General features: G+C 65.2%; 28 protein-coding genes and 1 tRNA gene. 18 read left to right on the top strand and 11 right to left on the bottom strand.

Features of this window, described 5'->3' with window-relative positions:
• The first annotated feature begins 16 nt into the window (after positions 1 to 16).
• From ACXMDM_RS14055 to ACXMDM_RS14030, 6 genes are all read left to right on the top strand, one after another.
• Positions 17 to 1,186: an MFS transporter gene (locus tag ACXMDM_RS14055; RefSeq protein WP_233831030.1), complete on the top strand. Its 1,170-nt coding sequence runs from the start codon at positions 17 to 19 to the stop codon at positions 1,184 to 1,186.
• 64 nt (positions 1,187 to 1,250) lie between these two features.
• Positions 1,251 to 1,775: a hypothetical protein gene (locus ACXMDM_RS14050; RefSeq protein WP_071800052.1), complete on the top strand. Its 525-nt coding sequence runs from the start codon at positions 1,251 to 1,253 to the stop codon at positions 1,773 to 1,775.
• A gap of 391 nt (positions 1,776 to 2,166) precedes the next feature.
• Positions 2,167 to 2,850, top strand: a complete 684-nt coding sequence (locus ACXMDM_RS14045) for a lysophospholipid acyltransferase family protein (protein WP_259734921.1) — start codon at positions 2,167 to 2,169, stop codon at positions 2,848 to 2,850.
• A 76-nt stretch (positions 2,851 to 2,926) separates the two neighbouring features.
• A complete protein-coding gene (locus ACXMDM_RS14040) occupies positions 2,927 to 3,712 on the top strand; it encodes an alpha/beta fold hydrolase (protein WP_233831024.1) in 786 nt (261 codons plus the stop codon).
• Positions 3,709 to 3,933: a PIN domain-containing protein gene (locus ACXMDM_RS14035; protein ID WP_071800050.1), complete on the top strand. Its 225-nt coding sequence runs from the start codon at positions 3,709 to 3,711 to the stop codon at positions 3,931 to 3,933. The genes ACXMDM_RS14040 and ACXMDM_RS14035 overlap by 4 nt, the downstream gene beginning before the upstream one ends.
• A gap of 73 nt (positions 3,934 to 4,006) precedes the next feature.
• Positions 4,007 to 4,174, top strand: coding sequence for a hypothetical protein (locus ACXMDM_RS14030; protein ID WP_162922837.1), 168 nt, complete (start codon positions 4,007 to 4,009; stop codon positions 4,172 to 4,174).
• 58 nt (positions 4,175 to 4,232) lie between these two features.
• Here the strand turns inward: ACXMDM_RS14030 and ACXMDM_RS14025 are convergent, their stop codons facing one another.
• Positions 4,233 to 4,472, bottom strand: coding sequence for a hypothetical protein (locus ACXMDM_RS14025; RefSeq protein WP_259734922.1), 240 nt, complete (start codon positions 4,470 to 4,472; stop codon positions 4,233 to 4,235).
• 92 nt (positions 4,473 to 4,564) lie between these two features.
• The gene (gene ychF, locus ACXMDM_RS14020) at positions 4,565 to 5,656 is read right to left on the bottom strand and encodes a redox-regulated ATPase YchF (RefSeq protein ID WP_071800048.1); all 1,092 of its coding nucleotides are present in this window, start codon (positions 5,654 to 5,656) and stop codon (positions 4,565 to 4,567) included.
• A 139-nt stretch (positions 5,657 to 5,795) separates the two neighbouring features.
• Here ychF and ACXMDM_RS14015 point away from each other — a divergent pair, with 139 nt between their 5' ends.
• A complete protein-coding gene (locus tag ACXMDM_RS14015; RefSeq protein ID WP_370454071.1) occupies positions 5,796 to 6,956 on the top strand; it encodes an efflux RND transporter periplasmic adaptor subunit in 1,161 nt (386 codons plus the stop codon).
• A 26-nt stretch (positions 6,957 to 6,982) separates the two neighbouring features.
• Here ACXMDM_RS14015 and wecB read toward each other — a convergent pair whose 3' ends face one another.
• From wecB to tsaD, 3 genes are all read right to left on the bottom strand, one after another.
• Positions 6,983 to 8,113 (bottom strand): non-hydrolyzing UDP-N-acetylglucosamine 2-epimerase, encoded by a 1,131-nt coding sequence (gene wecB / locus ACXMDM_RS14010; protein WP_071800047.1) that lies wholly within the window; start codon positions 8,111 to 8,113, stop codon positions 6,983 to 6,985.
• Positions 8,114 to 8,196: 83 nt separating this feature from the next.
• Positions 8,197 to 8,430, bottom strand: a complete 234-nt coding sequence (locus ACXMDM_RS14005; protein ID WP_071800046.1) for a high light inducible protein — start codon at positions 8,428 to 8,430, stop codon at positions 8,197 to 8,199.
• 27 nt (positions 8,431 to 8,457) lie between these two features.
• On the bottom strand, positions 8,458 to 9,543 hold the full coding sequence (gene tsaD, locus ACXMDM_RS14000; RefSeq protein WP_071800045.1) for a tRNA (adenosine(37)-N6)-threonylcarbamoyltransferase complex transferase subunit TsaD: 1,086 nt from the start codon (positions 9,541 to 9,543) through the stop codon (positions 8,458 to 8,460).
• Between the two features lie 76 nt (positions 9,544 to 9,619).
• On the opposite strand from tsaD, the gene ACXMDM_RS13995 reads away from it, so the two are divergent.
• Positions 9,620 to 10,099: a Photosystem I reaction center subunit III gene (locus ACXMDM_RS13995; RefSeq protein ID WP_071800044.1), complete on the top strand. Its 480-nt coding sequence runs from the start codon at positions 9,620 to 9,622 to the stop codon at positions 10,097 to 10,099.
• A gap of 11 nt (positions 10,100 to 10,110) precedes the next feature.
• A complete protein-coding gene (locus ACXMDM_RS13990) occupies positions 10,111 to 10,221 on the top strand; it encodes a Photosystem I reaction center subunit IX (protein ID WP_071800043.1) in 111 nt (36 codons plus the stop codon).
• Positions 10,222 to 10,466: 245 nt separating this feature from the next.
• Here ACXMDM_RS13990 and gmk read toward each other — a convergent pair whose 3' ends face one another.
• A complete protein-coding gene (gmk, locus tag ACXMDM_RS13985) occupies positions 10,467 to 11,063 on the bottom strand; it encodes a guanylate kinase (protein WP_233831020.1) in 597 nt (198 codons plus the stop codon).
• A gap of 57 nt (positions 11,064 to 11,120) precedes the next feature.
• On the opposite strand from gmk, the gene ACXMDM_RS13980 reads away from it, so the two are divergent.
• Together ACXMDM_RS13980 and tatC are read left to right on the top strand one after the other, a co-directional pair.
• Positions 11,121 to 12,833 (top strand): Rqc2 family fibronectin-binding protein, encoded by a 1,713-nt coding sequence (locus ACXMDM_RS13980; RefSeq protein ID WP_259723179.1) that lies wholly within the window; start codon positions 11,121 to 11,123, stop codon positions 12,831 to 12,833.
• On the top strand, positions 12,830 to 13,654 hold the full coding sequence (gene tatC, locus ACXMDM_RS13975; RefSeq protein ID WP_071800041.1) for a twin-arginine translocase subunit TatC: 825 nt from the start codon (positions 12,830 to 12,832) through the stop codon (positions 13,652 to 13,654). Before ACXMDM_RS13980 ends, tatC begins: the two co-directional genes overlap by 4 nt.
• A gap of 24 nt (positions 13,655 to 13,678) precedes the next feature.
• On the opposite strand, the gene ACXMDM_RS13970 is transcribed toward tatC, so the two are convergent.
• Positions 13,679 to 14,047 carry a DUF3067 family protein gene (locus ACXMDM_RS13970; protein ID WP_233831018.1) on the bottom strand — a complete coding sequence of 123 codons (369 nt, stop codon included), beginning with the start codon at positions 14,045 to 14,047 and terminating at the stop codon, positions 13,679 to 13,681.
• A 130-nt stretch (positions 14,048 to 14,177) separates the two neighbouring features.
• Between ACXMDM_RS13970 and petC the strand changes: the two genes are divergently transcribed.
• Genes petC through cobM form a run of 4 tightly spaced genes read left to right on the top strand, consistent with a single transcriptional unit; the run spans position 14,178 to position 17,459 of the window.
• On the top strand, positions 14,178 to 14,714 hold the full coding sequence (petC, locus tag ACXMDM_RS13965) for a cytochrome b6-f complex iron-sulfur subunit (RefSeq protein WP_071800040.1): 537 nt from the start codon (positions 14,178 to 14,180) through the stop codon (positions 14,712 to 14,714).
• A gap of 44 nt (positions 14,715 to 14,758) precedes the next feature.
• A complete protein-coding gene (petA, locus tag ACXMDM_RS13960) occupies positions 14,759 to 15,727 on the top strand; it encodes a cytochrome f (protein ID WP_071801922.1) in 969 nt (322 codons plus the stop codon).
• Between the two features lie 32 nt (positions 15,728 to 15,759).
• The gene (gene lgt, locus ACXMDM_RS13955; RefSeq protein ID WP_370454072.1) at positions 15,760 to 16,647 is read left to right on the top strand and encodes a prolipoprotein diacylglyceryl transferase; all 888 of its coding nucleotides are present in this window, start codon (positions 15,760 to 15,762) and stop codon (positions 16,645 to 16,647) included.
• The gene (gene cobM, locus ACXMDM_RS13950; RefSeq protein ID WP_370454073.1) at positions 16,644 to 17,459 is read left to right on the top strand and encodes a precorrin-4 C(11)-methyltransferase; all 816 of its coding nucleotides are present in this window, start codon (positions 16,644 to 16,646) and stop codon (positions 17,457 to 17,459) included. The genes lgt and cobM overlap by 4 nt, the downstream gene beginning before the upstream one ends.
• Positions 17,460 to 17,509: 50 nt before the next feature.
• On the opposite strand, the gene ACXMDM_RS13945 is transcribed toward cobM, so the two are convergent.
• Positions 17,510 to 18,427, bottom strand: coding sequence for an EamA family transporter (locus ACXMDM_RS13945; protein ID WP_071800039.1), 918 nt, complete (start codon positions 18,425 to 18,427; stop codon positions 17,510 to 17,512).
• Between the two features lie 56 nt (positions 18,428 to 18,483).
• On the opposite strand from ACXMDM_RS13945, the gene ACXMDM_RS13940 reads away from it, so the two are divergent.
• Positions 18,484 to 18,555: transfer RNA gene (locus tag ACXMDM_RS13940), tRNA-Val, on the top strand.
• Positions 18,556 to 18,908: 353 nt separating this feature from the next.
• Here the strand turns inward: ACXMDM_RS13940 and ACXMDM_RS13935 are convergent.
• Positions 18,909 to 19,124, bottom strand: coding sequence for a YqaE/Pmp3 family membrane protein (locus ACXMDM_RS13935; RefSeq protein ID WP_259723180.1), 216 nt, complete (start codon positions 19,122 to 19,124; stop codon positions 18,909 to 18,911).
• A gap of 109 nt (positions 19,125 to 19,233) precedes the next feature.
• Positions 19,234 to 20,862 (bottom strand): Ppx/GppA phosphatase family protein, encoded by a 1,629-nt coding sequence (locus ACXMDM_RS13930; RefSeq protein WP_071801918.1) that lies wholly within the window; start codon positions 20,860 to 20,862, stop codon positions 19,234 to 19,236.
• Between the two features lie 146 nt (positions 20,863 to 21,008).
• Between ACXMDM_RS13930 and ACXMDM_RS13925 the strand changes: the two genes are divergently transcribed.
• Positions 21,009 to 21,890: a 4-hydroxybenzoate polyprenyltransferase gene (locus ACXMDM_RS13925; RefSeq protein ID WP_071800038.1), complete on the top strand. Its 882-nt coding sequence runs from the start codon at positions 21,009 to 21,011 to the stop codon at positions 21,888 to 21,890.
• Positions 21,887 to 22,798, top strand: coding sequence for a S66 peptidase family protein (locus ACXMDM_RS13920; RefSeq protein WP_071800037.1), 912 nt, complete (start codon positions 21,887 to 21,889; stop codon positions 22,796 to 22,798). Before ACXMDM_RS13925 ends, ACXMDM_RS13920 begins: the two co-directional genes overlap by 4 nt.
• Here ACXMDM_RS13920 and ispD read toward each other — a convergent pair.
• Positions 22,795 to 23,478, bottom strand: a complete 684-nt coding sequence (ispD, locus tag ACXMDM_RS13915) for a 2-C-methyl-D-erythritol 4-phosphate cytidylyltransferase (protein WP_071801917.1) — start codon at positions 23,476 to 23,478, stop codon at positions 22,795 to 22,797. The genes ACXMDM_RS13920 and ispD overlap by 4 nt on opposite strands.

The following is a 23,478-nucleotide window of genomic DNA, read 5'->3' as shown; positions in this document are numbered from 1 at the left end:
CCAGTTTCCCGCGCCGTTGCGCGAACTGAGTGTGATTCGCCTGGTGGCCAGCTTCGGGGCCGGCGGCGTGCTCTATCTCACCCCCGTGGTGTTTCACCAGGAGGCCTTCAGCGCCACGGCCGTGGGCCTGGGTCTGGCGGCGTCGGCAGCGGCGGGAACCCTGGGCCGGCTGCTGAGTGGCCTGTTGATCGACCGGGGTCTGAACACCACCAAGCCGGTGCTGCTGGCGGCGTTGTTGTCCTTGCTGGCCGACGCCCGTCTGTTGACCGCCACCGGGCTCGGCGCCTTCGTGGTCGGCCAGATGCTGCTGGGGATGTCTTTGGGCATCTACTGGCCCGCCATCGAGCTGGCCGTGCCCCTGAGCTGCCCGCCCCTGCCATCGAGCCGCGCTTATGCCCTGGTGCGCACCGCTGATGCCCTGGGGATCGCCTCAGGGGTGCTGCTCGGTGCCCTGCTGGCCAGTGGCGAGCGGCTGCGCGGCATCTACCTGGTGGACGCGGTCTGCATGGTGGTGCTGATTACCTTGTTGCTCCGTTATCCGTTGCCATCCGCGGCAGCAAGGCCCGCCGGTGAACGGCGAATCGGCTGGAAACACTGGGTGGTGCCGCTGCTGCCGCTGCTGGGGATCACCGTGCTGATCACCGGCATGGCGGTTCTGCTGCAGAGCGCCCTGCCGCTCGATCTGGTGCGTGGCGGCCTTGGTCGTGCGCCCCTGCCCAGCAGCACCGGTGCCCTGTTGATGGGCCTGCAGCTCAGCTTGCTGTTGTTGCTGCAGTGGCCCCTGGGTCGCTGGCTGGCCGGGCTGCCGGTGGCGTTCGGGCTCGGGCTGAGCCTGGTGGGATTCGCCTTCGGCAATGGCTTGCTGGCCCTCTCCAGCCTGGGCTGGCACAGCACGGGCGTGCTGATCGCCGCCCAGGTTCCCCTCGCGGCCGCTGAGGCGGCCTTCCTGCCCACCGCCAGCGAAGCGGTGGTGGAGGTGACGCCGGTTGTCCACCACGGCATGGCGATGGCTCTGTTCTCGCAGTGCTTCGCGATCAGTGCCCTGGTGGCGCCCCTGTTCGGGGGCTGGCTGCTCGATTCCCAGGGCCATGGCGCTGGGCTCTGGCTGCTGATGATGCTCCTCTGCCTGCTGGGTCTGCTGCTGGTGGGGCAGTTGGGGCGCTTCCACCCCCATCCCCGGCGCTGAAGGCGTCGCGGGGTTCCCTCCACAGCACGGGTAGCTTGCTGGCGACTGTCTGAAAGAGCCTGTCTTGAGCCCCGTGTCTGTCACCGGTCGGTTTTGGATCATCTCCACCCATGTGGTGATCTCCCTGACCTGGGCCGTGACGGCAGCCCTGCTGGTGCTGTTGCAGCTCGGCCAGGTCCAGCGCGCCTTTGCCGCACAGGTGGTGATCGCCGATCTCTCCAAGTTCATCGATGACGTCGTGCTCATCCCCTGTGCCTCGCTGAGCCTGCTCACAGGTCTGCTGCTCTGCGCCGTGACGCCCTGGGGCTATTTCAAACACTGGTGGGTTGTGATCAAGGGTCTGCTCACGGTGTCGTTCATCGTGTTCGGCACCGTGGCGTTGGAGCCGTGGCTCAACAGCAACGCGGCCTACCTCGAAGGGCTCAACGCACCAGCCATACCTGCGGATTCGATCTACTGGACGACCTGGTTCCAAGGGCTGGTGGCCACTGGCCTCCAGGTGCTGCTGCAGGTGGCTGTGGTGTTCATCTCGTTTCTCAAGCCCTGGGGCCGTACCCCATGGAAGCGGGTTGCGGGAGCCCAGACCTGAGTGCAGAACAGAATCACTGTGGCCGGCTTGGTGGCGGCAACCAGACAATCCTTTCCAGGATCAACCAGCGCTTCCAATGCTGCCGCCTTAGGATAGAGGGAGTGATACAGGCGAATCCGTAAATCACCAAGGGCTGCAATCGCTTATGTCGCGATCGTTTATGCTGTGATTAATCGTGTTGCAGTCGATTGTATTTTAAACGCCTGTCATTCGGCCATGTGCAGGTGCAAACAATCGGGGGTAATGATTGAATCGTGCTGAAATTCAATTCAAAAATTGGGGACCTTGCTGTGCCAGCCTTGAGTTGTAACAACAGAACCATGCGCCAATGAGACTTGGCGGCTTGACAGCGGGGATGGGCCCGGATGCTCCCTTGCACCTTTCCAGGAGGTTGCTCGGTGCTGTTGGTACGCGGGTATCGCAGCACCACGACGAGCGAATTCCAGCTCATGGCAGGATTTTGGTTGTCAGCAACCATCGCAGTTTGCTTGATGCTCCTTTATTGATGGCAGCCATGAATCGTCCCGTGCGGTTTGCCTGTCACTACTACATGAGTCGGGTACCCGTCTTGCGAGAGATGGTCTCGGCGATGGGAGCTTTCCCTCTTGACGCGCCTCGCAAAAGGCAAACGCAGTTCTTCCAGCAGTCCGTTGAATTGCTGCAATCAAGGCAGGTTGTTGGGGTTTTTCCCGAGGGCGCCCAGCCGATGGTTCAGGTCAAAGCGGCCAACCAGCTCAGCCCATTCCAGCGCGGTTTTGCCCATCTGGCCTTGAGGGCGCCGGTTCAGGATTTGGCCATCCTGCCGGTTGCAATCGTTTCAACCGAAGAAGAAAGGCATAACCTCGCACCGCTCAAGCTTTTCAGCTTGTTTGATCCCACAGAACCCCTGTTCAACTGTGGAGGCTGGCATTCCGCGATCGTCTATCGCCGCGTTCAGCTTCTCTTTGGCTATCCTGTTGCTATCAATGAGGCTCTACGGCAGCACTATCGCGGCAGACATGGTGGTTCGCTGGCTAAAGAGTTAACCCAGGCGTGCTGGGAGCAGATTGGCGGGTTGCTGCATCAGCGCTGTTAATCATCCATCCCCGTAACGCATGTCAATCAAGACCAAAGCCCTACGACTGTTAACGTCCCAAGCCACTGATCCGAGCTTGCCCCTGTTTGTCTTTCTGCCAGGGATGGACGGTAGCGCTGAATTGTTGCGTCCCCAGTTGGCGGGATTGAAAGCTGCCTTTGATATTCGATGTTTGTCGATCCCCGCAGACGATCTAACGGGGTGGGACGGCTTGATCCAGCAGATAGCCAATTTGATCAGCAGGGAAAAGAAACGGTCTCCCTCGCGTCCCCTCTATCTTTGCGGCGAATCTTTTGGCGGTTGTTTGGCCTTGAAACTGGCTGCACATTTTCCGCGCCTATGTGATCGTCTGATCTTAATCAATCCTGCTTCTTCGGCAAGCCGCCAGCCCTGGATCGCTTGGGGCGCTTCAGTCAGTCAGCGATTGCCAAGTTCGCTTTATCGCCTCTCTAGCCTGGGCCTGCTTCCTTTTCTGATTGCGCCACAAAAAGTCTCCATCCTTAGCCAACGGAATTTGTTGGCAGCCATGCAATCAGTAAGCCCTCCCAGTGCTGCTTGGCGGTTGTCTCTTCTCAGTCAATTCAATTTAGAGGCACTGCCTCTTGAGCGTATTGAGCAGCCTGTTCTGGTTTTGGCGTCAAGAGCGGATCGGCTCCTCCCTTCCGTAGAAGAGGCGGCCAGATTAGGCCGTTATCTGCCGAATTCCCAAACCGTGCTGCTGCCGGGCAGTGGACATGCTTTTTTGCTGGAAAAAGAGAACAGATTCAGCCATATTCTGAAACCACATAACTTCTGCGTGGATAGAAATGATTTTCAGCTCACCTCTCCAAATCTATCGGCGCGCAGTCGTGTGACGGCATGATCAACGCATGGCTGGCGATGGGCACCGCTCAAAACTGGGACTTGCGCGCCAATCTCTCTGCCTATGATGCTCTTTCCGTTTCACTGGCGGAACAATTGGAGGTCAGGCTCATCACCGCAGATCCACGCAACGGGCGGTTCCAGGGCGAAGAAGGGCAGCCCCCGCGCCTTGTCACGAAACAATCCAGTCTCATTCGCTACAGACAGATCGGTGGCGGCTAGCTGCCGATCGCGCTTATGCTTCAGCTACGGATCAGTTTTCCGCTTCGCCCGCTCCAGCTCAATGCCCAAAGCCATGTCCAGCCCAGCCCGCGATCAAGCCCTTCGTGATTCGTTGCTCGTCCGTTTCACCGCTGCTTCTGCCGCCGGCAACAGCAGCATGAAAATGGCCCTGAGCCAAGAAGCCGCCTACCTGGGCATTCACCTGAACAAGATCGCCGCTTCGACGCCGGCTCTCTACTGAAGATCGAGTTCAACGGATCCAGCAGATAGGAGCTGGCTGAGCGGCGTACAGCCCAGGCCTACTCCGCCGCAGGTTTTTTGGCGACCCAGCCGCCCAGCTCATGGGGCAGGGGTTCGGTGCCGTACTCCCAGTCGTCGTAGTCGGGATCGTTGCGAATGCGGCGGTGCAGCTCTTTTTGGACGTCGAAGTTGTGGGGCTTGGCCTCTGGGGAGGCGGAATCGTTGCCGCCTTCGGGTGTGCCGGTGACGCTTGGATCCACGGGGTCGGTGGGCTCGAAGCTGGAACTGGATTCAGCCATCGCGCGCGGTTGCAGCTGCAGCCAGTCTGGGGCAAGGCCCTCCCGGCCTGCAGGAATCGGGATCAAAGTCGGCCTCACGGCGGCCTGAGCGGTCAGACGTTGAATAGGAATTCCATCACGTCGCCTTCGGCTACCACATACTCCTTGCCCTCACTGCGCAGCCAGCCTTTGGTGCGGGCCTCGCCCAGGGAGCCGGCTTCGAGCAGCTGCTGGTAGCCGATCGTCTGGGCGCGGATGAAGCCCCGCTCGAAATCGGTGTGGATCACGCCGGCCGCCTGGGGAGCGGTCATGCCGGCGGTGATCGTCCAGGCGCGGGTTTCCTTCTCACCGGTGGTGAAGTAGGTGCGCAGGCCCAGCAGGCGGTAGGTGGCGCCGATCAGGCTACGCAGCCCGCCTTCGCTGACACCGAGCCCTTCGAGGTAGTCGGCCCGCTCTTCGGCGCCGAGCTCGATCAGTTCGGCTTCCACCTGCGCTGAGATGCGCACTGTTTCCGCGCCCTCCTTGGTCGCCAGTGTCTCAACGGCTGCGGTGAAGGCATTGCCGCCGGACAGGTCGTCTTCGCTCACGTTGGTGGCGTAGATGATCGGCTTGAGCGTGAGCAGGCCAAGGGGCCGCAGCACCGCGAGTTCCTCCTCGCCCAGGCCCAGGCTGCGGGCCGCCCCACCGGCCTCCAGCACGGTTTGGATGCGCTCAAGGATCTGGTCTTCAGCCAGCGCCTCCTTGCTGGTGCGCATCTGTTTCTTCAGCCGCTCGCGGCGCTTCTCCACCTGGGCCAGGTCGGCCAGCCCCAGCTCCAGGTTGATGATCTCGGCGTCCCGCCCTGGGTCAACGTTGCCGGAGACGTGGATCACGTCGTCATCGCGGAAGCAGCGCACCACATGCACGATCGCGTCGACTTCGCGGATGGTGGCGAGGAATTTGTTGCCCAGCCCTTCCCCCTGGCTCGCCCCTTTGACCAGCCCGGCGATGTCAACGAACTCCACCCGGGTTGGAATGATCTCCTTGGAGCTGGACACATCCGAGAGCAACTTCAGCCGGGGGTCTGGAACAGCCACGCTGCCCACGTTCGGCTCGATCGTGCAGAAGGGGAAATTGGCGGCCTGGGCCTGGGCATTGGCCACCAGGGCATTGAAAAGGGTGGATTTGCCCACGTTGGGCAGTCCGACGATTCCGGCTTTGAGCATGGGCCCAAATCTACGTGGCGCCCCTTCGCCTCATCCTCCACCCCAGCGGCAAGCCACAGTTTTCGCCGCCACCAGGAAGACTGGGAACAGCTATCGCCGCCGCCCCATCTCCCGCCGCACCCTTGAGCCCGCACCGCCGGTGGAGCGCTCCGCCCCCACGGTTGCCCCTGTTCCCCAGCCCAGGACCACCCAAGCCAGGCGCCGACCCCGCCGCCTGTTCTGGATCGGCCTGGTCGGCCTGCTTGTCGTGGCCGGCGGTCTGGGCCTCTGGCAGCGTCAACGCGCCAGCTCCCAACGGGATCTGACCCCCTACACCGCCCTGGCCGAGCGCGGCACCTTGCCGGGGGTTGTCACCAGCACCGGCGAACTTGAAGCTGTCCGCAGCGTCAATGTCAGTCCCAAGCGTGGCGGTGTGCTGGAAAAGCTTTATGTGGTGGAAGGCCAGGCGGTGCGGCAAGGTCAGCCCATTGCCCTGATGGACAGCGGCGACCTTCAGGACCGCGAGAACGAGCTCAAGGCCCAGGTGCGCCAGGCTGAGGCGGAGTACGCCCGCAGCCGCTCGGAGTACGAACGGCGGCGCAGCCTTTTTGAGCACGGTGCGATCAGCCAGGACGATTTCGCCTCCTTCGGCACCCGCCTGCTCACCAGCAAGGCCGCCCTCGATGCCGCCAGGCAACGCAGCAGCCAGCGCAACGTGGAGCGCGGAGAGCTGACGATCCGCGCCCCCTTTGATGGGGTGATCACTCAGCGCTTCGCTGATCCCGGCGCTTTCGTGACCCCCACCACCTCCGCCTCGGCCAATGCCGGCGCCTCGAGTTCCTCGGTGGTGGAGCTGGCCCAGGGGCTTGAGGCGGTGGCGAGCGTGCCGGAAAGTGATATCGGCAGGGTTGTTCTTGGTCAGGGGGCCAATGTGCGGGTGGATGCCTTCCCTGATCGCCGTTTCGCGGCACGGGTGCGTCAGATCGCGCCTCGGGCTGTGGAAACCAACAACGTCACCTCTTTTGAAGTGAAACTGCAGCTGGTGGATCCCCACGACGAGCTGCGCATCGGCATGACCGCCGACATCGATTTCCAGACCGGCACCCTCGCCGCCGAAACCCTCGTTCCCACTGTGGCTGTGGTCACCGAGGGCGGCCGGCCGGGCGTGCTGGTGGTCGGCAAGGACGATCAGCCCACCTTCCAGGCGGTGACGCTGGGCTCCAGCAGTGGCCGCAACACCCAGATCCTCGAAGGCATCGAGCCCGGCACCCGGTTGTTCATCGATCTGCCGCCCTGGGCCAAATCATCCGAGCGGGACTAGGCGCACAGCGGAATTGTTCAAGGCTGTTAGCTCATTGTTGTTCGTTCAGCCAGAAATTCACGGCTGGCGGCCAGGATGCGGCCGCTGGCCTGGCCGTCGCCGAAGGGATTGCGGGCCTGGGCCATGGCTGCATAGGCGCCGGCATCATCCAGCAGAAGGCTCGCCTCCCGCACGATCGCCTCAGAATCAGTGCCGATCAGCTTGGCCGTTCCGGCGCTGACTGCCTCAGGCCTCTCGGTGGTGCGGCGCAGCACCAGCACCGGCTTGCCCAGGGCAGGGGCCTCCTCCTGCAGGCCGCCGGAATCGGTGAGCAACAGGGTGGCGCCGCGGATCGCCGCCACCAGCCGGTCGTAATCCAGGGGCTCGGTCAGGAAGGCGCGCGGGTGGTGGCCCAGCAGGGCCTCGAGGGGTTCGCGCACGGTGGGATTGCGGTGCAGCGGCAGCAGCAGGGCTGTGTCCGGGTGACGATCCAGCAGCTCCAGGAAGCCCCGCCCGATCGATTCGAGCCGCTCGCCCCAGTTTTCGCGACGGTGCACGGTGGCCAGGATCACCCGCTGCTCCTGCCAGTTGAGGCCAGGAAGCTCCAGCTGGGGGGCGGTTTGGGCCATGCGCAGCAGGGCGTCGATCACCGTGTTCCCCGTCACCAGGATCCTGCCGACCACGCCGGAGGCCTTGAGGTTGGCCTCGGAAACGCCGGTGGGGGCGAAATGGAGCTGGCCCAACTGTGAGATCAGGCGGCGGTTGGCCTCTTCGGGGAAGGGATCGAGCAGGTTGTCGGTGCGCAGCCCCGCCTCCACATGGCCAACGGGGATCTGCTCGTAGAAGGCGGCGAGGGCTGAGGCGAAGGCCGTGCTGGTGTCGCCCTGTACGAGCACCAGGTCGGGACGGTGCTCGCTGAACTCCTCGCGCAACCCCTGCAAGGCCGCGCAGGTGACGTGGGTGAGGGTCTGGCGCGGTGCCATCAGGGCCAGGTCGCGGTCGGCGCACAGGCCGAACAGCTCCATCACCTGGCTCACCATTTCGCGGTGCTGGCCGGTCAGCACCACCCGGGTCCGCAGGTCGGCAGCCGCCTGAAAAGCCAGGATCACTGGCGCCAGTTTGATCGCTTCAGGCCGGGTGCCCAGCACGATCGTGACCAGCGGTGCGGGGGCGGTCAAAGGGCCATGGCGGTGGGGAGAATCCTAAAGATGCGTTCTCCGGCTTCCCGCAAGCACCTCGCCGCAGCGATGGAAGCAACCCGTCAAGTGAGCAGCCGAATCAGCAGCAGGGAGGCGATGCCAAGGGAGAGCCCAAGCATCGCCAAGCGGCCATTCCAGATCTCGGCCTGGGGTGTGAACCCACGTCGCCAGGCATTGAGTTCATCGCCGGCCACCACGACGACAGTGTCCTGATCAGCATCAGCCGTTTCAACGGCTTGATCGCGAACGGTTGGAGCGGGGCCTGAAGCCTGATCGCTAGCCTCAGCTGGAGCCATTGGACCAACCGGTAAAGCCCCTTCAGCTTAAGGGAAAGAAAACTCAGCGGCTGGACCATAGAGGAGATCGGCGTGCTCCAGGGGCAGTCGCGCCGCCACCCCCAGGGCTGTGGAACTGCGGAAGCCACTGGCAAAGCGCCGGGTCGCCGCCACGCCGATCATGGCTGCGTTGTCGGTGCAGTAGGCCATCGGAGCCACCCGCCAGGTCAGGCCGAGCTCCTGACAACGAATCGCCAACCGCTGGCGCAAGCGGCGATTGGCGGCCACCCCTCCCACCAGCACCAACGTGCCCAGGCCATTGTCCCTGGCGCAGCGGCAACTGCGCTCCACCAGGACGTCGGCCACTCCGTGCTCAAAGCTGGCGGCCAGATCGGCGATCGGTAACGCCGCCTCGCCTGGCTGGCCTGTGCTCTCCCCGTTCGCCAGTTTCTGGGTCAGGCGCAGCACCGCGGTCTTGAGGCCACTGAAGCTGAAGTCATAGGGATAGAAGCCCCCGTCCGGGCGGGAGACGCGCCCCTGGGGAAAGCGAAAGCGCAGCGGGTCGCCGGCGCTTGCCGCCGCCTCGATCGCCGGGCCACCTGGGTATCCCAGCCCCAGCAGCCGGGCGACTTTGTCGAAGGCCTCGCCGGCGGCGTCGTCATGGCTGCGGCCCAGGCGGGTGTAGGCCCCCACCCCATCGACGCGGATCAGTTCGGTGTGGCCGCCGCTGACCAACAGGACGAGATAGGGTCCCTTCGGCAGTGGCTCCCCCAGCAGCACCGAACAGAGGTGCCCTTCGAGGTGGTGGATGGCCAGGAAGGGCAGGTCGTGGAGGCGGGCCAGGGTGCGGCCGGTGAGTGAGCCCACCAGCAGGGCGCCCACCAGGCCGGGAGCGGCGGTGGCGGCGATCGCATCGAGATCACTGAAGGCCAGGCCGGCGGTGGCCATCACCTCGGCGATCAGCTGGGGCAGGGCTTCGACGTGGCGGCGGGAGGCGATTTCCGGCACCACCCCGCCCCAGCGGGCGTGCTCCTCCATCTGGGACGCCACGGCGCTGGCCAGCACCTGCTGGTCACGCACCACGGCAGCAGCCGACTCGTCACAACTTGTTTCGACGGCCAGAACCGTGGGCATGGGCTCCCTGGAACTCCCTTACTGTCCCGGAGTGACATCCTGCCCTGCGGCAGGTCTTTCCCAGGTACCGGAACCGATGCGCCGCCTCTTCGCCCTTCTGATTTCCGCCCTTCTGATCATCGGCTTCGCCCCCATGGCGCACGCCGATATCGCCGGGCTCACCCCTTGCGCAGAAACCCCCCGTTTTCAGGAGCGCGCCAGTGCCGCCGCTACCCCCCAGGCCAAGGCCCGGTTCACGAACTACGGCCAGGCTCTCTGTGGCACCGATGGGCTGCCCCGTCTGATCGTCGATGGCCGCTTCAGCCATGCCGGTGATTTCCTGATCCCGGGTCTGCTTTTCCTCTACATCGCTGGCACGATTGGCTGGGCCGGCCGCGCTTACTTGATGGCTATCCGCGGTAGCAAGGATGCCACCATGCGTGAAATCCAGATCGACATGCCCCTGGCGTTCAAATCCACCCTGGCGGCTGCCGTCTGGCCCCTGGCAGCGTTCAATGAGTTCGTCAGTGGAAAAATGATTGAAGCCGACTCCAAAGTGACCGTCTCCCCCCGCTGATTCCCCTAACCATGAAGAAATTCCTCACCACCGCACCGGTCGTGGCTGCCGTCTGGTTCACCTTCACAGCCGGGCTCACGATCGAGATTTTCCGCCTCTTCCCCGATCTGATCATTCGTTGATCATTCGCTTCCTCTGAGCGAACTCTCCGCAAAGGTCTGCTTGCAAACCTTTGCCTTCAGGCCTTTGCCTGCAGAAAACGTTCCTCGATGAACATCTGGGCTGCGTTTTTCTTGACTTGATGGTTTCTTGACTTAATGGTCTGGATCCGGTTCTTGTCGGGGCCAGCATTTCTGCAGGACCTGCCCCATCCTTACCTTTCGATCCGCGGCTCTTTGGGGCCGCTTTTTTGTGGCGAAGGGCCCACTCAGCCTGTGGCCAGGCCGAGCTGGGCTTCGAGTTCGTCCAGGGCCTGGCCCAGATCGCCGTTCACCAGCACGGCATCGAATTCCGCTTCGGCCTGAAGCTCCAGGCGGGCCCGCTGGAGCCGGCGCTCGATGGCCGCGGCGCTGTCGGTGCCGCGCGCGCGGATGCGCCGCTCCAGTTCGGCAAAAGACGGCGGTTTGATCAGCAGCTGAAATCCCTGGGGGAAACTGCGCCGCACCTGACGGGCCCCCTCCAGCTCGATTTCCAGCAGCACCGGCTGGCCGGCCGCCAGGTGCATCTCCACCGGCTGGCGCGGGGTGCCATAGAGATTGCCCGCGAATTCGGCCCACTCCAGCAACCCCGCCTCGGCCACCAGTTGCTCGAAGCGGGGGCGCTTCAGGAAGAAATAGTGCTCCCCATCGCGCTCACCGCTGCGCGGCTCGCGGGTGGTGGCCGACACCGACAGCCAGATCTGGGGGTGCTTCTGGCGGAGGGCGTTGATCAAGGTGCCCTTGCCGACGCCACTGGGCCCGGTGATCACGTGGAGTCGCCCCGGTTGGGGCGCTGAAGGCCCTGCCATGTCCGTCGCCACCCCCATCGCTCCACGGCGCAGTGAGACAGCAGAGTAGGGAGTCCGTGTCGCGTCCTCGCTGCGATGAACGCCACGCTGCTCCAGCCCGTTGATCTCACCACCTTGCGGGCGGTGCTGGCCGAGCTGCGGCCGCCGTTGCTGCCCAGCCGCTTCGAGAAAGCCCAGCAACCCACCCCCCACAGCCTGCAACTGGGCCTGCGCAGTCAGCGGGGCCTCCACTGGCTGGAGATCAGCTGGCAGGCCGAGGCGCCGCGGCTGCTTGCGATCGATTCCCCTCCCCGCCAGGGCCAGGGCAGCACCCTGGCCCAGCAGCTGCAGCACGGTCTGGCTGGCCTGGCCCTGGTGGCCATTGAGCAGACCGGCTGGGAGCGGGTGGTGGAGCTGCAGTTCGCGGCCAGGCCAGGAGAACCGTGCAGCCGCTGCTTGATCATTGAACTGATGGGTCGCCGCAGCAATCTCTTTCTGCTCGATGGCCAGCGGCGGGTGATCGCCCTGGCCCGGCAGGTGCGGCAGCAACAGTCGCGGCTGCGGCCGATCGGCAGCGGAGATCTTTACAGCCCTCCGCCCGCCCTGCAGGGGGATCTACCCAGCAGAGCCGAGGGGATGGAGCGCTGGCGCCGCCGCCTCTCGCTGGTGCCGGTCAGCCTGCAGAAGGCCCTGCAGCAGACCTACCAGGGGATCAGCCCGGCCCTGGCCCTGCAACTGGCCGGTGATCAGCCCGAGCAGGCATGCCAGCTGCTCGCCATGCCGGTGAACGCGCTGGAGGAGCACCAGTGGCAGGAGCTGTGGTGCCAATGGCAACGCTGGCTCACCGACCTGGAGCAGGAGCGGTTCGGTTTTGCCTCCGGCCCCAGCCATGGCCGCGTCACGGCCTACCGCTGCTGGGGAACGGAGGCGCCGGCTGCTGGGGTGAATGCAGCGCTGGCCGCCTACTACGGGCCCCTGCTGGCCCGGCAGGAGGCCGTGGCGCGGCGGCTGCAGCTGGAACAACGGCTGCTGGCGGCCCGGGCGCGGCAGCAGCGCCAGCGGGATCAGCAGCAGGCGCTGCTGGATCAGGTGGAGAACACCAATGCCCTCCAGCGGCAGGCCGATGCCCTGTTGTGCGGACTCAGCCCCAGCCGCGGGGAGATCAGTGAGGCCCAGAGCCTCTACAAACGCGCCCGGCGGCTGCGGCGCTCGGTGGCCGCGATCACGCCACGGCTGGAACTCCACGACCGCACCCTCGAGCAGATCGACAGCAGCCTCACCTTTCTCGAGCAACACGCTGATCAAGCCGACGACCTGCTGGCCCTGGAGCAGGACATCGAGGCGCTGCTGGATCGCGGCAGCGCCGATCAGCGCGCTCGCCAACGGCGCCCTGCGCCGCCGAAGGCCCAGGCGACGCCGCAGCCCCTGGAGCTGCGCACCCCCGGGGGCCTGCGGGTGCAGGTGGGCCGCAACCATCGCCAAAACGACTGGATCAGCCTCAGCCAGGCCCGCCGCGGTGATCTCTGGTTCCACGCCCAGGAGTGCCCGGGCAGCCATGTAATCCTCAAGAGCTCCGAAGCCCCTGCAGGCGAGCAGGACCTGCAGGCCGCCGCTGACCTTGCCGCCCACTTCAGCCGGGCCCGCGGCAACCGGCGCGTGGCGGTGGTGATGGTGCCCAGTGACCAGTTGCAGCGGATCGCCGGTGCCGGTCCAGGCACGGTGCGCCATCGCGGCGGTGAGGTGGTCTGGGGGGATCCGGGCCGCGGCGCGCCCCTGGTCCCTAGCCTCGGCGCCAGGTCAGCACCATGAGCGAACTTCCTACCCCCCTGCCACCTCCCATCCCCGCCGCTTCGCCACCGCCGCCGATCCGGGTGCCGCCCGTGAGGGCCACTCCGCTGCCGGATGAGTTTCCCGGTGAGGTGGAGATGAGCCTGGTGGATCACCTCGAGGAACTCAGGCGCCGGGTGCTGCGCAGCCTGCTGGTGCTGCTGCTGGCGGCGGCCGCCTGCCTGGCCCTGGCTCGCCCGCTGGTGAAGCTGTTGGAGGTTCCTGCCGAGGGCATGCGTTTCCTGCAGTTGGCGCCCGGTGAATTCCTGTTCGTGTCGTTCAAGGTGGCGGGTTACGCCGGCCTCAGCCTGGCCCTTCCTTACATCCTCTACGAGGTGCTGGCCTTCGTTCTGCCCGGCCTGACGCGGCGGGAACGGCGGTTGGTGGCACCGGCGGTAGCTGGTTCAGCGGTGCTCTTTCTCGCTGGAATCGCCTTCGCCTGGTGGGCCCTGGCGCCGGCGGCGCTCCGCTTCCTGGTGAATTACGGAGCGGATGTGGTCGAGCCGATCTGGTCGATCGAGCGCTATCTGGATTTTGTGCTGTTGCTGATGGTGGCCACCGGCCTGGCCTTTCAGTTGCCGGTGCTGCAGTTGCTGCTCGGGGCGTTCGGCCTGATCTCGGCGGAAACGATGCTGGGCGCCTGGCGCTCGGTGGTGCTCGTGGCGGCAATCGCTGGCGCGGTGCTGACCCCCTCCACCGATCCGGTCACGATGCTGCTGCTCGGCGGCGCGATCACCGCGCTGTTCTTGATCGGTGTGGGGCTGGTGGCCATGGCCGAGCGCTTGCGGCCGGCACCTTCCTGATTGGCCAGGTCCGAGCTGGCCAGCTCACAGCAGGAATTCGCGGCTGCGACCGCCGGCGCCTGGTTGCAACGTCAGGCTCATCGCCTTGCCCAGCCTGGGCTTGTCCCGGGTTGTCTGAAGCCACTGGCGTACCTGCTGGGCCACCCCCAGACCATTGAGCACTTCGAGCAATTGCTGCAGCTTCTCGGCATAGCCCGCGGCGTCGAGCGGAAACGACTGCTGCTCCAGGTACGCCCACATCACCTGCAGGTGCAGGCGCCCCCGGCGTTGAACCAATTGCAGGTCGTAAGAAGCCTGCCAGCGACTGCGCAGCAGCTGCAGCACCTCATCGAGCGCCAGGGGTTCGGCGGCACGATCCGGGCCTGAATCGGCGCTGCTAGGGCTTAAAGGCACGGCGACCGGGGTCCCAACTCCACAACAGCATGTTGCGCTCTCTGGCCGGATCCCTGCCAGGGCAAAGCGTGGCGGCAAGGCCAGCGGTAATAATGGTCACCACGTTGCCGCGGCACCCAGGAACGCTCCTATGACCCAGATCCCAGCGAGCGACGTGCCCGGAATGGGTCGTCGGCAGTTCATGAATCTGCTCACTTTCGGGTCCGTCACCGGCGTTGCCCTCGGTGCGCTCTATCCCGTGGCCCGCTATTTCATCCCGCCCAAACCCGCCGGTGGCGGTGGCGGCATCAGCGCCAAGGATGAACTCGGCAACACGGTCACAGCCAGCGGTTGGCTCTCCACCCACAAGGAAGGCGACCGCAGCCTGGTTCAGGGGCTGAAAGGTGATCCCACCTATCTCCTGGTGGAGGGCCCCGAGGCGATCGGCAGCTACGGCATCAATGCGATCTGCACCCACCTGGGTTGCGTTGTGCCCTGGAACAACGGCGCCAACAAATTTGTGTGTCCCTGCCACGGCAGTCAGTACGACGCCACAGGCAAGGTGGTTCGCGGCCCCGCTCCGCTGTCGTTGGCCCTGGCCAATGTCGCGGTCGAGAACGACACCGTGTTCCTGAGCCAGTGGTCGGACACCGATTTCCGCACCGGGGAGAAGCCTTGGTGGGCTTGATTGACCGCGTGTTTCCCCCTTCCTCCCGCCTGTTCAATCCGCCCATGCGCCGCCTCCTTGCCTCCATCAGCCGGTTGAGCTCCACTGGCCTGCTCCTGCCGCTGCTATTGGCCCCACTCCTGCTGATTCCCCTGTTGGCGGCTCCCCAGGCCAGTTGGGCCTACCCCTTCTGGGCTCAGCAGAACTACGACAGCCCCCGTGAAGCCACCGGCAAGCTTGTTTGTGCGAACTGCCACCTCGCCAAGAGGGTCACCCAGGTTGAGGTTCCCCAGGCGGTGATGCCCGACACGGTCTTCAAGGCCGTCGTCAAAATTCCCTATGACACCAGCCTGCAGCAGGTGGGAGCCGACGGCAGCCGCACCAGCCTCAACGTCGGTGCCGTGGTGATGTTGCCTGATGGCTTCAAGCTCGCCCCAGAAGAACGCCTCACCGAGGAACTCAAAGAGGAAACTTCAGGCGTCTACTTCACCCAGTACAGCGACGACAACCCCAACATTCTTCTTGTGGGCCCGCTCCCTGGCGATCTGCACCAGGAAATCGTCTTTCCGATCCTCTCGCCCGATCCCGGCACGGACAGCAACATTCACTTCGGTAAGTATTCCCTGCATGTGGGCGGAAACCGCGGCCGCGGCCAGGTGTACCCCACCGGTGAGAAGAGCAACAACACCGTCTACAACGCTTCAGTGGCTGGCACCGTCAGTGCCATCACCCCTGGTGATGCCGGCGCTTCGGTGGTGGAAATCACTGCCGCCGATGGCACCAGCGTCAGTGACACCGTTCCAGCTGGCCCCTCCGTTGTGGTGGCCGTTGGCGATGTCCTGGCGGCCGGTGCACCGATCTCCAACGATCCAGGTGTGGGTGGTTTCGGCCAGCTCGATGCTGAGATCGTGCTTCAAAACCCGGTGCGCATCTACGGCATGCTCGCCTTCTTCGCAGCGGTGGTCATTGCCCAGATTCTGCTGGTGCTGAAGAAGAAGCAGGTGGAGAAGGTTCAGGCCGCCGAGGGCGTTTGACTCCAGCCACTCCGTACTGAGGCGATCAACCCATGATGTTCGCTCCAGACCTGCCTATCGCGATGTTCCGTTCTCCAGGCCCGCTCCTGTTTGAGCTCGGGCCGGTCACGGTGCGCTGGTACGGCCTGCTGATTGCGCTGGCCGTGCTGGTGGGTCTGGTGCTGGCCACACGCCTCGGCCGTCGCCGCGGCATCGAAGCGGCGGTGATTGCCGATCTGCTGCCGATCCTGGTGCTCGCCGCCGTACTCGGAGCTCGCCTTTATTACGTGGCGCTGGAGTGGCGCCAGTACCAGCTCAACTGGTTCGATGCCTTGGCGATCTGGCAGGGCGGCATCGCCATCCATGGGGCTTTGATCGGCGGCACCCTGGCGGTGATTGTTTATTGCCGCTGGCGCAAGTTGGCCTTCTGGAACCTGCTCGATGTGCTCGTTCCTTCGGTCGCCCTGGGCCAGGCGATCGGCCGCTGGGGCAATTTCTTCAATTCCGAGGCCTTTGGCCTGCCCACCAATCTGCCCTGGAAACTCTCGATTCCGGCCATCAATCGGCCGGCGCCGTTCATCGATGAGGCTTTCTTCCACCCCACCTTCCTCTACGAGTCGTTCTGGAACCTGGGTGTTCTGGCCCTGTTGCTGATTCTTTTCCGACTGGGTGAGCGCGGCAAGATCTCGCTGCCGAATGGTGCCCTCAGCTGCACCTATCTGATCGCCTACAGCGTCGGGCGCTTCTGGATCGAGGGACTACGCCTTGATCCGCTCTGCCTGTTCTCGATTCCACCCTTCTGTGAAGGCGGCCTGCGCATGGCCCAACTGATGAGCTTGGTGCTGATTGTGATCGGTGCTTTTGGCCTCTGGTGGCTTTATGGCTGTCAACGAGCCCTGCCAGATCCGGGCAAAGAGACCCCCCTGCGGAGCGGTTCTTGATCCATCCTGTTCGCATCGTCGGTGCAGGTCCGGGTGCGATCGACCTGCTCACCCTGCGCGCGGCCCGGGCCATTGAGGCGGCTGAGGTCCTGATCTGGACGGATTCGCTCGTGTCTCCCCAGATCGCTGCATTGGCAGGCGCGGACTGCGAGCGGATCCGCACCAGCACCCTCACCCTGGAGCAGGTGATGGAGCTGGTGATCGATCGTGCCCGGGCTGGTCTCCAGGTGGTGCGCCTCCATGACGGCGACCCCTGTCTCTATGGCGCTCTGGCCGAGCAAATCTGCCGGCTTGGCGATGCCGGCCTGGACGTGGAGGTGGTGCCTGGTCTGAGTGCCTATCAGGCCACCGCCGCTGCCCTGCAGGCCGAACTCACCATCCCCGGTCTGGTACAGACCATCGTGCTCAGCCGCGCTTCAGGCCGCACCGGCGTGCCGGAGCGCGAGTCGCTGGAGCGGCTCGCGGCCCTGCGCGCCTCGCTCTGCCTCTACCTCAGTGCCCGCCATGTCGAAGAGGTGCAGGAGGTTCTCTTGCAGCACTACCCTCCGGAAACCCCTGTGGCGATTGGCTATCGGGTCAGCTGGCCAGACCAGTGGCTGCAGCTGGTGCCGTTGCGGGAGATGGCTACCACCAGCCGGGAGCGCCAATTGATCCGCACCACGCTGTACGTGGTCAGCCCGGCGCTTGCAGCCCCCACCCAGGCACGCTCCAAGCTCTATTCCGCCAGTCACGACCATCTGTTTCGCCCCGCCGGCGACAGGCTTGCTCCTTTAACACCCTCACCTTCAATAGCCTCTCCGTCCACACCCTGAACGTGGGAGTGGATCTGGGTTCACTGGATCTCAGCTCACTGGACCTCAGCTCACTGGATCGGCTGGCGGATGCCAATGGCCAGCAAGCTCACCGCTCCGGCAAGCATCAAGGTGGCTCCAGGCAGGCGCAGGGCTCCGCGGGGTTCTCCCAGCCAGACCACTCCGGCGATGGCGCTGAGCAGTGTGCTCAGCCGCTTGATCGCAATCACATGGACGACGGCCGTGAAGCGCAGCGCCTCCATCTGGCTGACCATGCCGACCGCACCCATCAGACCGCAGACCAGCAGTAGAGCCAGCAATTGCCAACAGTGCTTGCTGGCCAGTGCTTGCCGCCAGGTTCCAGCCGTTGAGAGGCTGCCATTGGCCTGGGCCTGGAACACGGCCGGGGTGAGCAGCGGCAGGGCCACCGCCAGGTTGAACAACGCCACCCAGGCCAGGCTGCCGCTGGCTTGAACGCCGAGCTTGTCGAAGCTGGCTGCCACGCCCCAGAGCACCGCCACCAGCAGCATCGGCCGTGCACCGGGGCTCTGAACCAAGCTGGAGCCAGCGGCCGTCCCTCGTCCCAGCAGCAACGCCCCCAGCACCAACAGCGCCACACCGGCACTGGAGCTGAGGGTGGGACGCTCGCCCAGCAGCCACCAGCCACTGAACAGCAGCACCAGCGGTGAGAGGTTGATCAGTGGCAGAACCAGGCTGAGCTCGCCGGCGGCCAGGGCGCGGCCATAGGCCCAGAAGGCCACCGCATTAACCAGCCCACTGGCCGCCAGGGCAAGCAACAACTGGGGCAGGTCGGAGGGCTGGACCATCAGCCTGAGAAACGGCAGGGTCAGTAGGGCCGAGACCAGGCAGCTCAGACCCATCACCAGGTTGGTGGGCCAGCCACTGCGGCGCAGCAAGCTGCGGGTGGCGAGGTCACGGCCGGTTTCACAGCAGGCCGTGAGCAGGGCCAGAACCGGCCAGTAGGACAACACAGGCGGGTCGGAGGGGAGCGAGCTGCTGGCGGTGTTTTAAGATCTGTGGATGCGGGCGATTAGCACAGCGGTAGCGCACTTCCTTCACACGGAAGGGGTCACTGGTTCGAATCCAGTATCGCCCATTGACAATGGCTCAAAGCCTTTCATTCCGCGTATTCAGTTGATCGCATAGAGCGAAAACAAAAGCGAGATCGACGTTCTTTGAAAGAGCTTGTCTCTGGCATTGTGTTTTTGATTTTTCTCCTGGATCGTTGGCAGCTTTGCCAACATAATTCTCAATTGAAATTGTCAGTTACTCGCCAGGTATTGTTGTCGGCCACGCTTTGTCAGTAACTATTCCCGTAACTTTGCCGGAGACGATGCAAGCGTGTTGTCAGCAGGTGCGATCAATCAGAGATCGATGGCCTTGGGGAATGGTCCAACCCGCCTTGGCTGTAAAGGGATTGTGATCGCTCTTGGGCCTAGGCGATTGAACTTACTTCCGCGCCAGAATGATATAAATGGCGTGGATAATAGCTATTGGGTACAATACCCACAGCAGGCCGATCATCGGCAGCCATTTTGCGCAAATGCCTACAAGCCAGAACGGCAGGTTGAGCCAGAAGGCACCAGTGAAGCCCACCTGGGTGGCCACAGCCAAGGGGGGAAGGATGAAGGCGAGAATGATCTTTAAAATGTCGCCGACCGTCATGAACAAAGGAGCGCTGGTTCTCCATTAAGGCGGATGGTCGGAACGTCTCCACCGCTTTGTCATGGTTCCCAATGACGGTTGGTGAGGAGTGGCGAGCCGTTGCTTCCGCTCAGGGAACAGGCCCGCCGATCAGTGGCGCCAGGGCGTCCACCACCAGCTTCACGCCGGTCGCTTCAGCCAGGGGCTCGGCGCAGGCGGCCAGGCTCCAGCGCTCCAGGCTGAGATCAAGGCCAGGGCTTGCGGCCTCCAGGGCGATCTTCAGCACCCCGCTCCTGGCACTGACCTTGATCGCCTGCACCGCCGGGGTTGGGCGGCGATCAAGGGAGGCGGCTAAGCGCAGCAGCAGCGCCATCGCCCCGACGGTCTGGCGTTGCTCGCTGCTGGCCAGCTGCAACCAGGCCTCGTGGCGTTTTTTCGGCAGGCTGCGGCGGTGGTAGCGGGCGATGGCTGCCACCATCACCTGTTCGGTCTCGGAGTAGCCCAGCAGATCGCCGTGGCGGATCAGGTACCAGCTGTGCTTGTGATAGGCGCTGATGTTGATGTGCTGCCCGCAGGTGTGCAGCATCGCGGCAGCCCAGAGCAGTTGACGGCCTTCGCCCTGGTCGTGATGGAGCAAGCCTTGGCACTGCTCGTAGAGGGTGAGGGCGTGGGCGGTAACCCGGCTGGCCCTTGGCAGGTCGACGCGGAAGCGGCGGGCGAGATCTTCAACAGTGCGTTGACGCACGCTGCTCTGAAAGCTGAAGCGATCGACGATCAGGCCATGGCGCAGCATCCAGTCGACGATCAGCCCCTCGCGCAGGGCCCGGTCGCTGATCACCAGCTCCTTGAGCTTGAGCATCTCCATCGCCTTCTGCAGCACCAGGGCACCGGGCACGATGATTTCGGCCCGACGTTCATTGATCGCCGGGATCGCCCTGCGCTCGTCGAGCGTCATGGCCGCCAGTTGATTCACCAGCTGATCGATCCGCTCACGACTGACCTTGAACCCCTGCAGCCGCAGGGGTGGCCGCTCCTCCTGGGCAGCCGCGAGAGCGGCCAGGGTGATCGCCGTGCCGCTGGTGGCCACAAGCACGGGCACTTCACCTGGCTTAAGCCCCCGCTGGACGCGGACGACGGCGGGCTCAAGGGATCCCTGGATGAAGGCCCGTAAAAAGGTCAGCAGCGCCGGTGGCAGGGGGTCCTGGTCGACGAAATCCCGATGCAATCGCACCGCTCCGACCCGGGTGCTGGTGAGCTCGCGGGCATCGCGCCCGTCAGCCAGGATCAGTTCGGTGGAGCCGCCGCCGATGTCGAGGATCAGGTGGGCCTGATCACCGAAGGCCATGCCCGAGAGCACTCCCAGATAAATCAGCCGGGCTTCTTCCGGACCGCTGACCAGATCCACCTCAAGGCCGTGGCGGTCCTGCACCATCTGCAGGAACTCGCGGCCGTTGGGCGCCTCGCGCACGGCGCTGGTGGCGGCGGTGAGAATCTGCTCGGCGCCATGGCTGTCGGCCAGCTCGCGGTAATGGCCCAGGGCGAGCAGGGCCCGCTCGATCGCCGCCGGGGTCAGCAGGCCCGTGTCGGGATCCCGTTCACCCAGCCGTGCACTGGATTTTTCTGCTTGAACAACGCGAAAACTGCGCAGGCCCGGATCAACTGCTGCGATCAGCAGGTGAATCGAGTTGGTGCCGATGTCGATGGCCGCGACATGGCGCAGCGCCGCTGCCGGCTCCGGGAGGGCTTGGGAGGCTGGCATCCGATCGAAGGCCCGGCGCAAACGGCGTCACTTTGCCACTCCAGAGCCAATTGGCAGCCACCCAAGAACAGCCAGAAACGACCGAAGCACAACTGGATCACACCGTGAGGCTCGAATGGCCTTGCCCCCCCACCTAATCTGCCGCGATGCACATCCGCGCCACCCTGCGGGGTTGGGTCGCCCTGCTGCGCTGGCAGAAGCCCAGTGGTCGTCTCATCCTGTTGATCCCAGCCGGCTGGTCCCTCTGGCTGCTGCCCGAGGGGCCTCCGGCGGCCGCCCTCGTCGGCTTGATTGGTCTTGGCGGCCTCGCCGTCAGCGGTGCCGGCTGTGTCGCCAACGACCTCTGGGACCGGCGCATCGACCCTTTGGTGGAGCGCACCAAGGACCGACCCCTCGCCAGTGGTCGGGTGAGTGTGGCCAGCGCCGCCGTTCTGCTCGTGCTCTGCCTGCTGCTGGCCCTGCTGGTGGTAGGGCTGCTGCCGGAAGAAGGGCGGGGGGCTGCCCTGCTGCTGGCCCTGGCGACCTTGCCGGCGGTGCTGCTCTATCCCTCTGCCAAACGCTGGTTGGCTTTCCCCCAGTTGCTGCTGGCCTTCTGCTGGGGTTTCGCGGTGCTGATCCCCTGGGCTGCGGCCACCGGTGAGGTTGCCGGTGGCTGGCCCCTGGGACTGGTCTGGGCGGCCACATTGCTGTGGACCTTCGGCTTTGACACGGTGTACGCCATGGCCGATCGGCGCGATGATGCCGCCCTGGGCCTGCGCAGCAGTGCGCTCAGCCTCGGGCCTGCGGCCCCTGCCGTCGTGGCGATCTGTTACGGCCTGACGGCACTGTTTCTGGCGCTCGCCGCCCTGTTGCAGGGGGTGTCCTGGCCCTTCTGGCCGCTCTGGGCCCTGGCGGCGATCGGCATGCAACAACAGGCCCGGTTGTTGCGGGGTCAGCCTGCCGCTGGCCTGTTCGGCCGCCACTTCCACCGCCAGGTTCAGCTCGGTGGCCTGCTCTGGCTGGCCCTGCTGCTTGGACGGGCCGCATGAGCGCCTCCTGGCGCCCCGCCAGGCCGGTTCTGTCGCCGCCGCCTTTGCGGCCCGGTGAGCGGGTGGGGCTGGTCGCGGCCAGTTCAGCCCTCGGCGACCCTGGCCGGCTGGAGCAGGGGGTGGCCGTGCTTGAGGACTGGGGCTTGGTGGTGGAACGTCCGTTTGATCCCGGCCGGCGTTGGGGCTACATGGCCGGAGACGACCAGCAGCGCCGCGGCGATCTGGAGGCCCGGGCCCGCCTGCTGGCCTGTGTGCGCGGTGGTTGGGGGTCAGCCCGGCTGCTGGAGCAGCCCCTGCCCGAGCAGGCAGGCTGGTTGCTGGGTTATTCCGATGTCACCTCCTTGCTCTGGGCGCGCCTGGCGCTGGGGCTCGGCGGTGGCATCCACGGGCCGATGGTCACGGGCCTGGCCAGCGAGCCGGAGTGGAGCCAGCAGCGGCTGCGGGCGTTGCTGTTCGGTGAGCCGCTGCCGCCGTTGCAGGGCGAACCCTGGCAGGGCGGCGTGGCGGAAGGCCCCCTGCTGGTGGCCAACCTCACGGTGGCGACCCACCTGCTCGGCACCCCGTTTCTGCCTCCTCTGGCGGGGGCTGTGCTGATCCTGGAAGACGTGGGCGAGGCGCCCTACCGGATCGAGCGCCTGCTCACCCACTGGCGCCTCTGCGGCGCCTTGCAACAGCTGGCTGGTCTTGGCTTCGGCAGTTTCCTTGACTGCGACGATCCCGTCGAATCCAGCGAGCCGCCCCAGCATCGCTTCAGCCTCGAGCAGGTGCTGCGCGAACGCACCGCCGACCTTGGCATCCCGGTGGTGGGCAGGTTGCCGGTGGGCCATGCCCCAGGCAACGGGGCGCTGCCGCTGGGCCGGCTGGCCCGCCTTGATGGCGACAGCGGCCGCCTCAGCCTGATTCCCTAACCCTCCCGCTGGGCCAGGACAGCGGCAGCCACGTCGAGATCGAATGGCGTGGTGATCTTGAGGTTGGAAGCCGGAGCGGCGATCACCCGAACCGGCCAGCCCAGCCGCTCGAACAGGGCGGCGTCATCGGTGACGCTCCAGCCCTGCTCCAGCGCCCTGGCATGGGCCGAACGCAACGCCTCCACCGGAAAGCCCTGGGGGGTCTGGGCGGCCCAGAGCCCGGCGCGATCCAGGGTTTCCTCCACTTGCTGCGCGCCATTCAGCCGCTTGATCGTGTCGCTCACCGGCGTGGCGGCGATCACGGCCTCCCCCGCCGCGACGGCTTCCGCGCAGCGGCCGATCAGTTCCGCTGCCACCAGGCAGCGGGCGCCATCGTGGATCAGCACGCCGGTCGCTTCGGCGGGCAAGGCCGCGAGCCCCAGCCGCACCGACTCCTGGCGGCTGGCGCCGCCAACGATCCAGCGCACCGGCCGGTCCGCTGCCGCTGTCTGGATCAGGGCCTCCACGGCCTTCTGATCAACCGGTTGGCCCACAATCCCGATCCAGCGGATGGCACGGCAGGCCAGGGCCGCCTCCAGGCTCCAGGCCAGCACGGGCCGGCCGGCGAGCGGCAGCAGCAACTTGTTGCTCTCCGCCCCCATGCGACGTCCACTGCCGGCGGCGGCGATCAGCAAATGCAC

The sequence above is a fragment of the Synechococcus sp. CS-603 genome, from assembly GCF_977929215.1.
The sequence above is the reverse complement of the archived record's forward strand: the minus strand, read 5'-3'. Positions and strand labels throughout refer to the sequence as shown.

Excerpts from the sequence above, each read along its gene's own strand:
- ACXMDM_RS14035 (WP_071800050.1), top strand. The coding sequence starts at position 3,709 with ATGATCAACGCATGGCTGGCGATGGGCACCGCTCAAAACTGGGACTTG.
- ACXMDM_RS14030 (WP_162922837.1), top strand. The coding sequence starts at position 4,007 with ATGTCCAGCCCAGCCCGCGATCAAGCCCTTCGTGATTCGTTGCTCGTC.
- ACXMDM_RS14025 (WP_259734922.1), bottom strand. The coding sequence starts at position 4,472 with ATGGCTGAATCCAGTTCCAGCTTCGAGCCCACCGACCCCGTGGATCCA.
- ychF (WP_071800048.1), bottom strand. The coding sequence starts at position 5,656 with ATGCTCAAAGCCGGAATCGTCGGACTGCCCAACGTGGGCAAATCCACC.
- ACXMDM_RS14005 (WP_071800046.1), bottom strand. The coding sequence starts at position 8,430 with ATGGCTCCAGCTGAGGCTAGCGATCAGGCTTCAGGCCCCGCTCCAACC.
- tsaD (WP_071800045.1), bottom strand. The coding sequence starts at position 9,543 with ATGCCCACGGTTCTGGCCGTCGAAACAAGTTGTGACGAGTCGGCTGCT.
- ACXMDM_RS13995 (WP_071800044.1), top strand. The coding sequence starts at position 9,620 with ATGCGCCGCCTCTTCGCCCTTCTGATTTCCGCCCTTCTGATCATCGGC.
- ACXMDM_RS13990 (WP_071800043.1), top strand. The coding sequence starts at position 10,111 with ATGAAGAAATTCCTCACCACCGCACCGGTCGTGGCTGCCGTCTGGTTC.
- gmk (WP_233831020.1), bottom strand. The coding sequence starts at position 11,063 with ATGGGGGTGGCGACGGACATGGCAGGGCCTTCAGCGCCCCAACCGGGG.
- ACXMDM_RS13980 (WP_259723179.1), top strand. The coding sequence starts at position 11,121 with ATGAACGCCACGCTGCTCCAGCCCGTTGATCTCACCACCTTGCGGGCG.
- tatC (WP_071800041.1), top strand. The coding sequence starts at position 12,830 with ATGAGCGAACTTCCTACCCCCCTGCCACCTCCCATCCCCGCCGCTTCG.
- petC (WP_071800040.1), top strand. The coding sequence starts at position 14,178 with ATGACCCAGATCCCAGCGAGCGACGTGCCCGGAATGGGTCGTCGGCAG.
- petA (WP_071801922.1), top strand. The coding sequence starts at position 14,759 with ATGCGCCGCCTCCTTGCCTCCATCAGCCGGTTGAGCTCCACTGGCCTG.
- lgt (WP_370454072.1), top strand. The coding sequence starts at position 15,760 with ATGATGTTCGCTCCAGACCTGCCTATCGCGATGTTCCGTTCTCCAGGC.
- ACXMDM_RS13935 (WP_259723180.1), bottom strand. The coding sequence starts at position 19,124 with ATGACGGTCGGCGACATTTTAAAGATCATTCTCGCCTTCATCCTTCCC.
- ACXMDM_RS13930 (WP_071801918.1), bottom strand. The coding sequence starts at position 20,862 with ATGCCAGCCTCCCAAGCCCTCCCGGAGCCGGCAGCGGCGCTGCGCCAT.
- ACXMDM_RS13925 (WP_071800038.1), top strand. The coding sequence starts at position 21,009 with ATGCACATCCGCGCCACCCTGCGGGGTTGGGTCGCCCTGCTGCGCTGG.
- ACXMDM_RS13920 (WP_071800037.1), top strand. The coding sequence starts at position 21,887 with ATGAGCGCCTCCTGGCGCCCCGCCAGGCCGGTTCTGTCGCCGCCGCCT.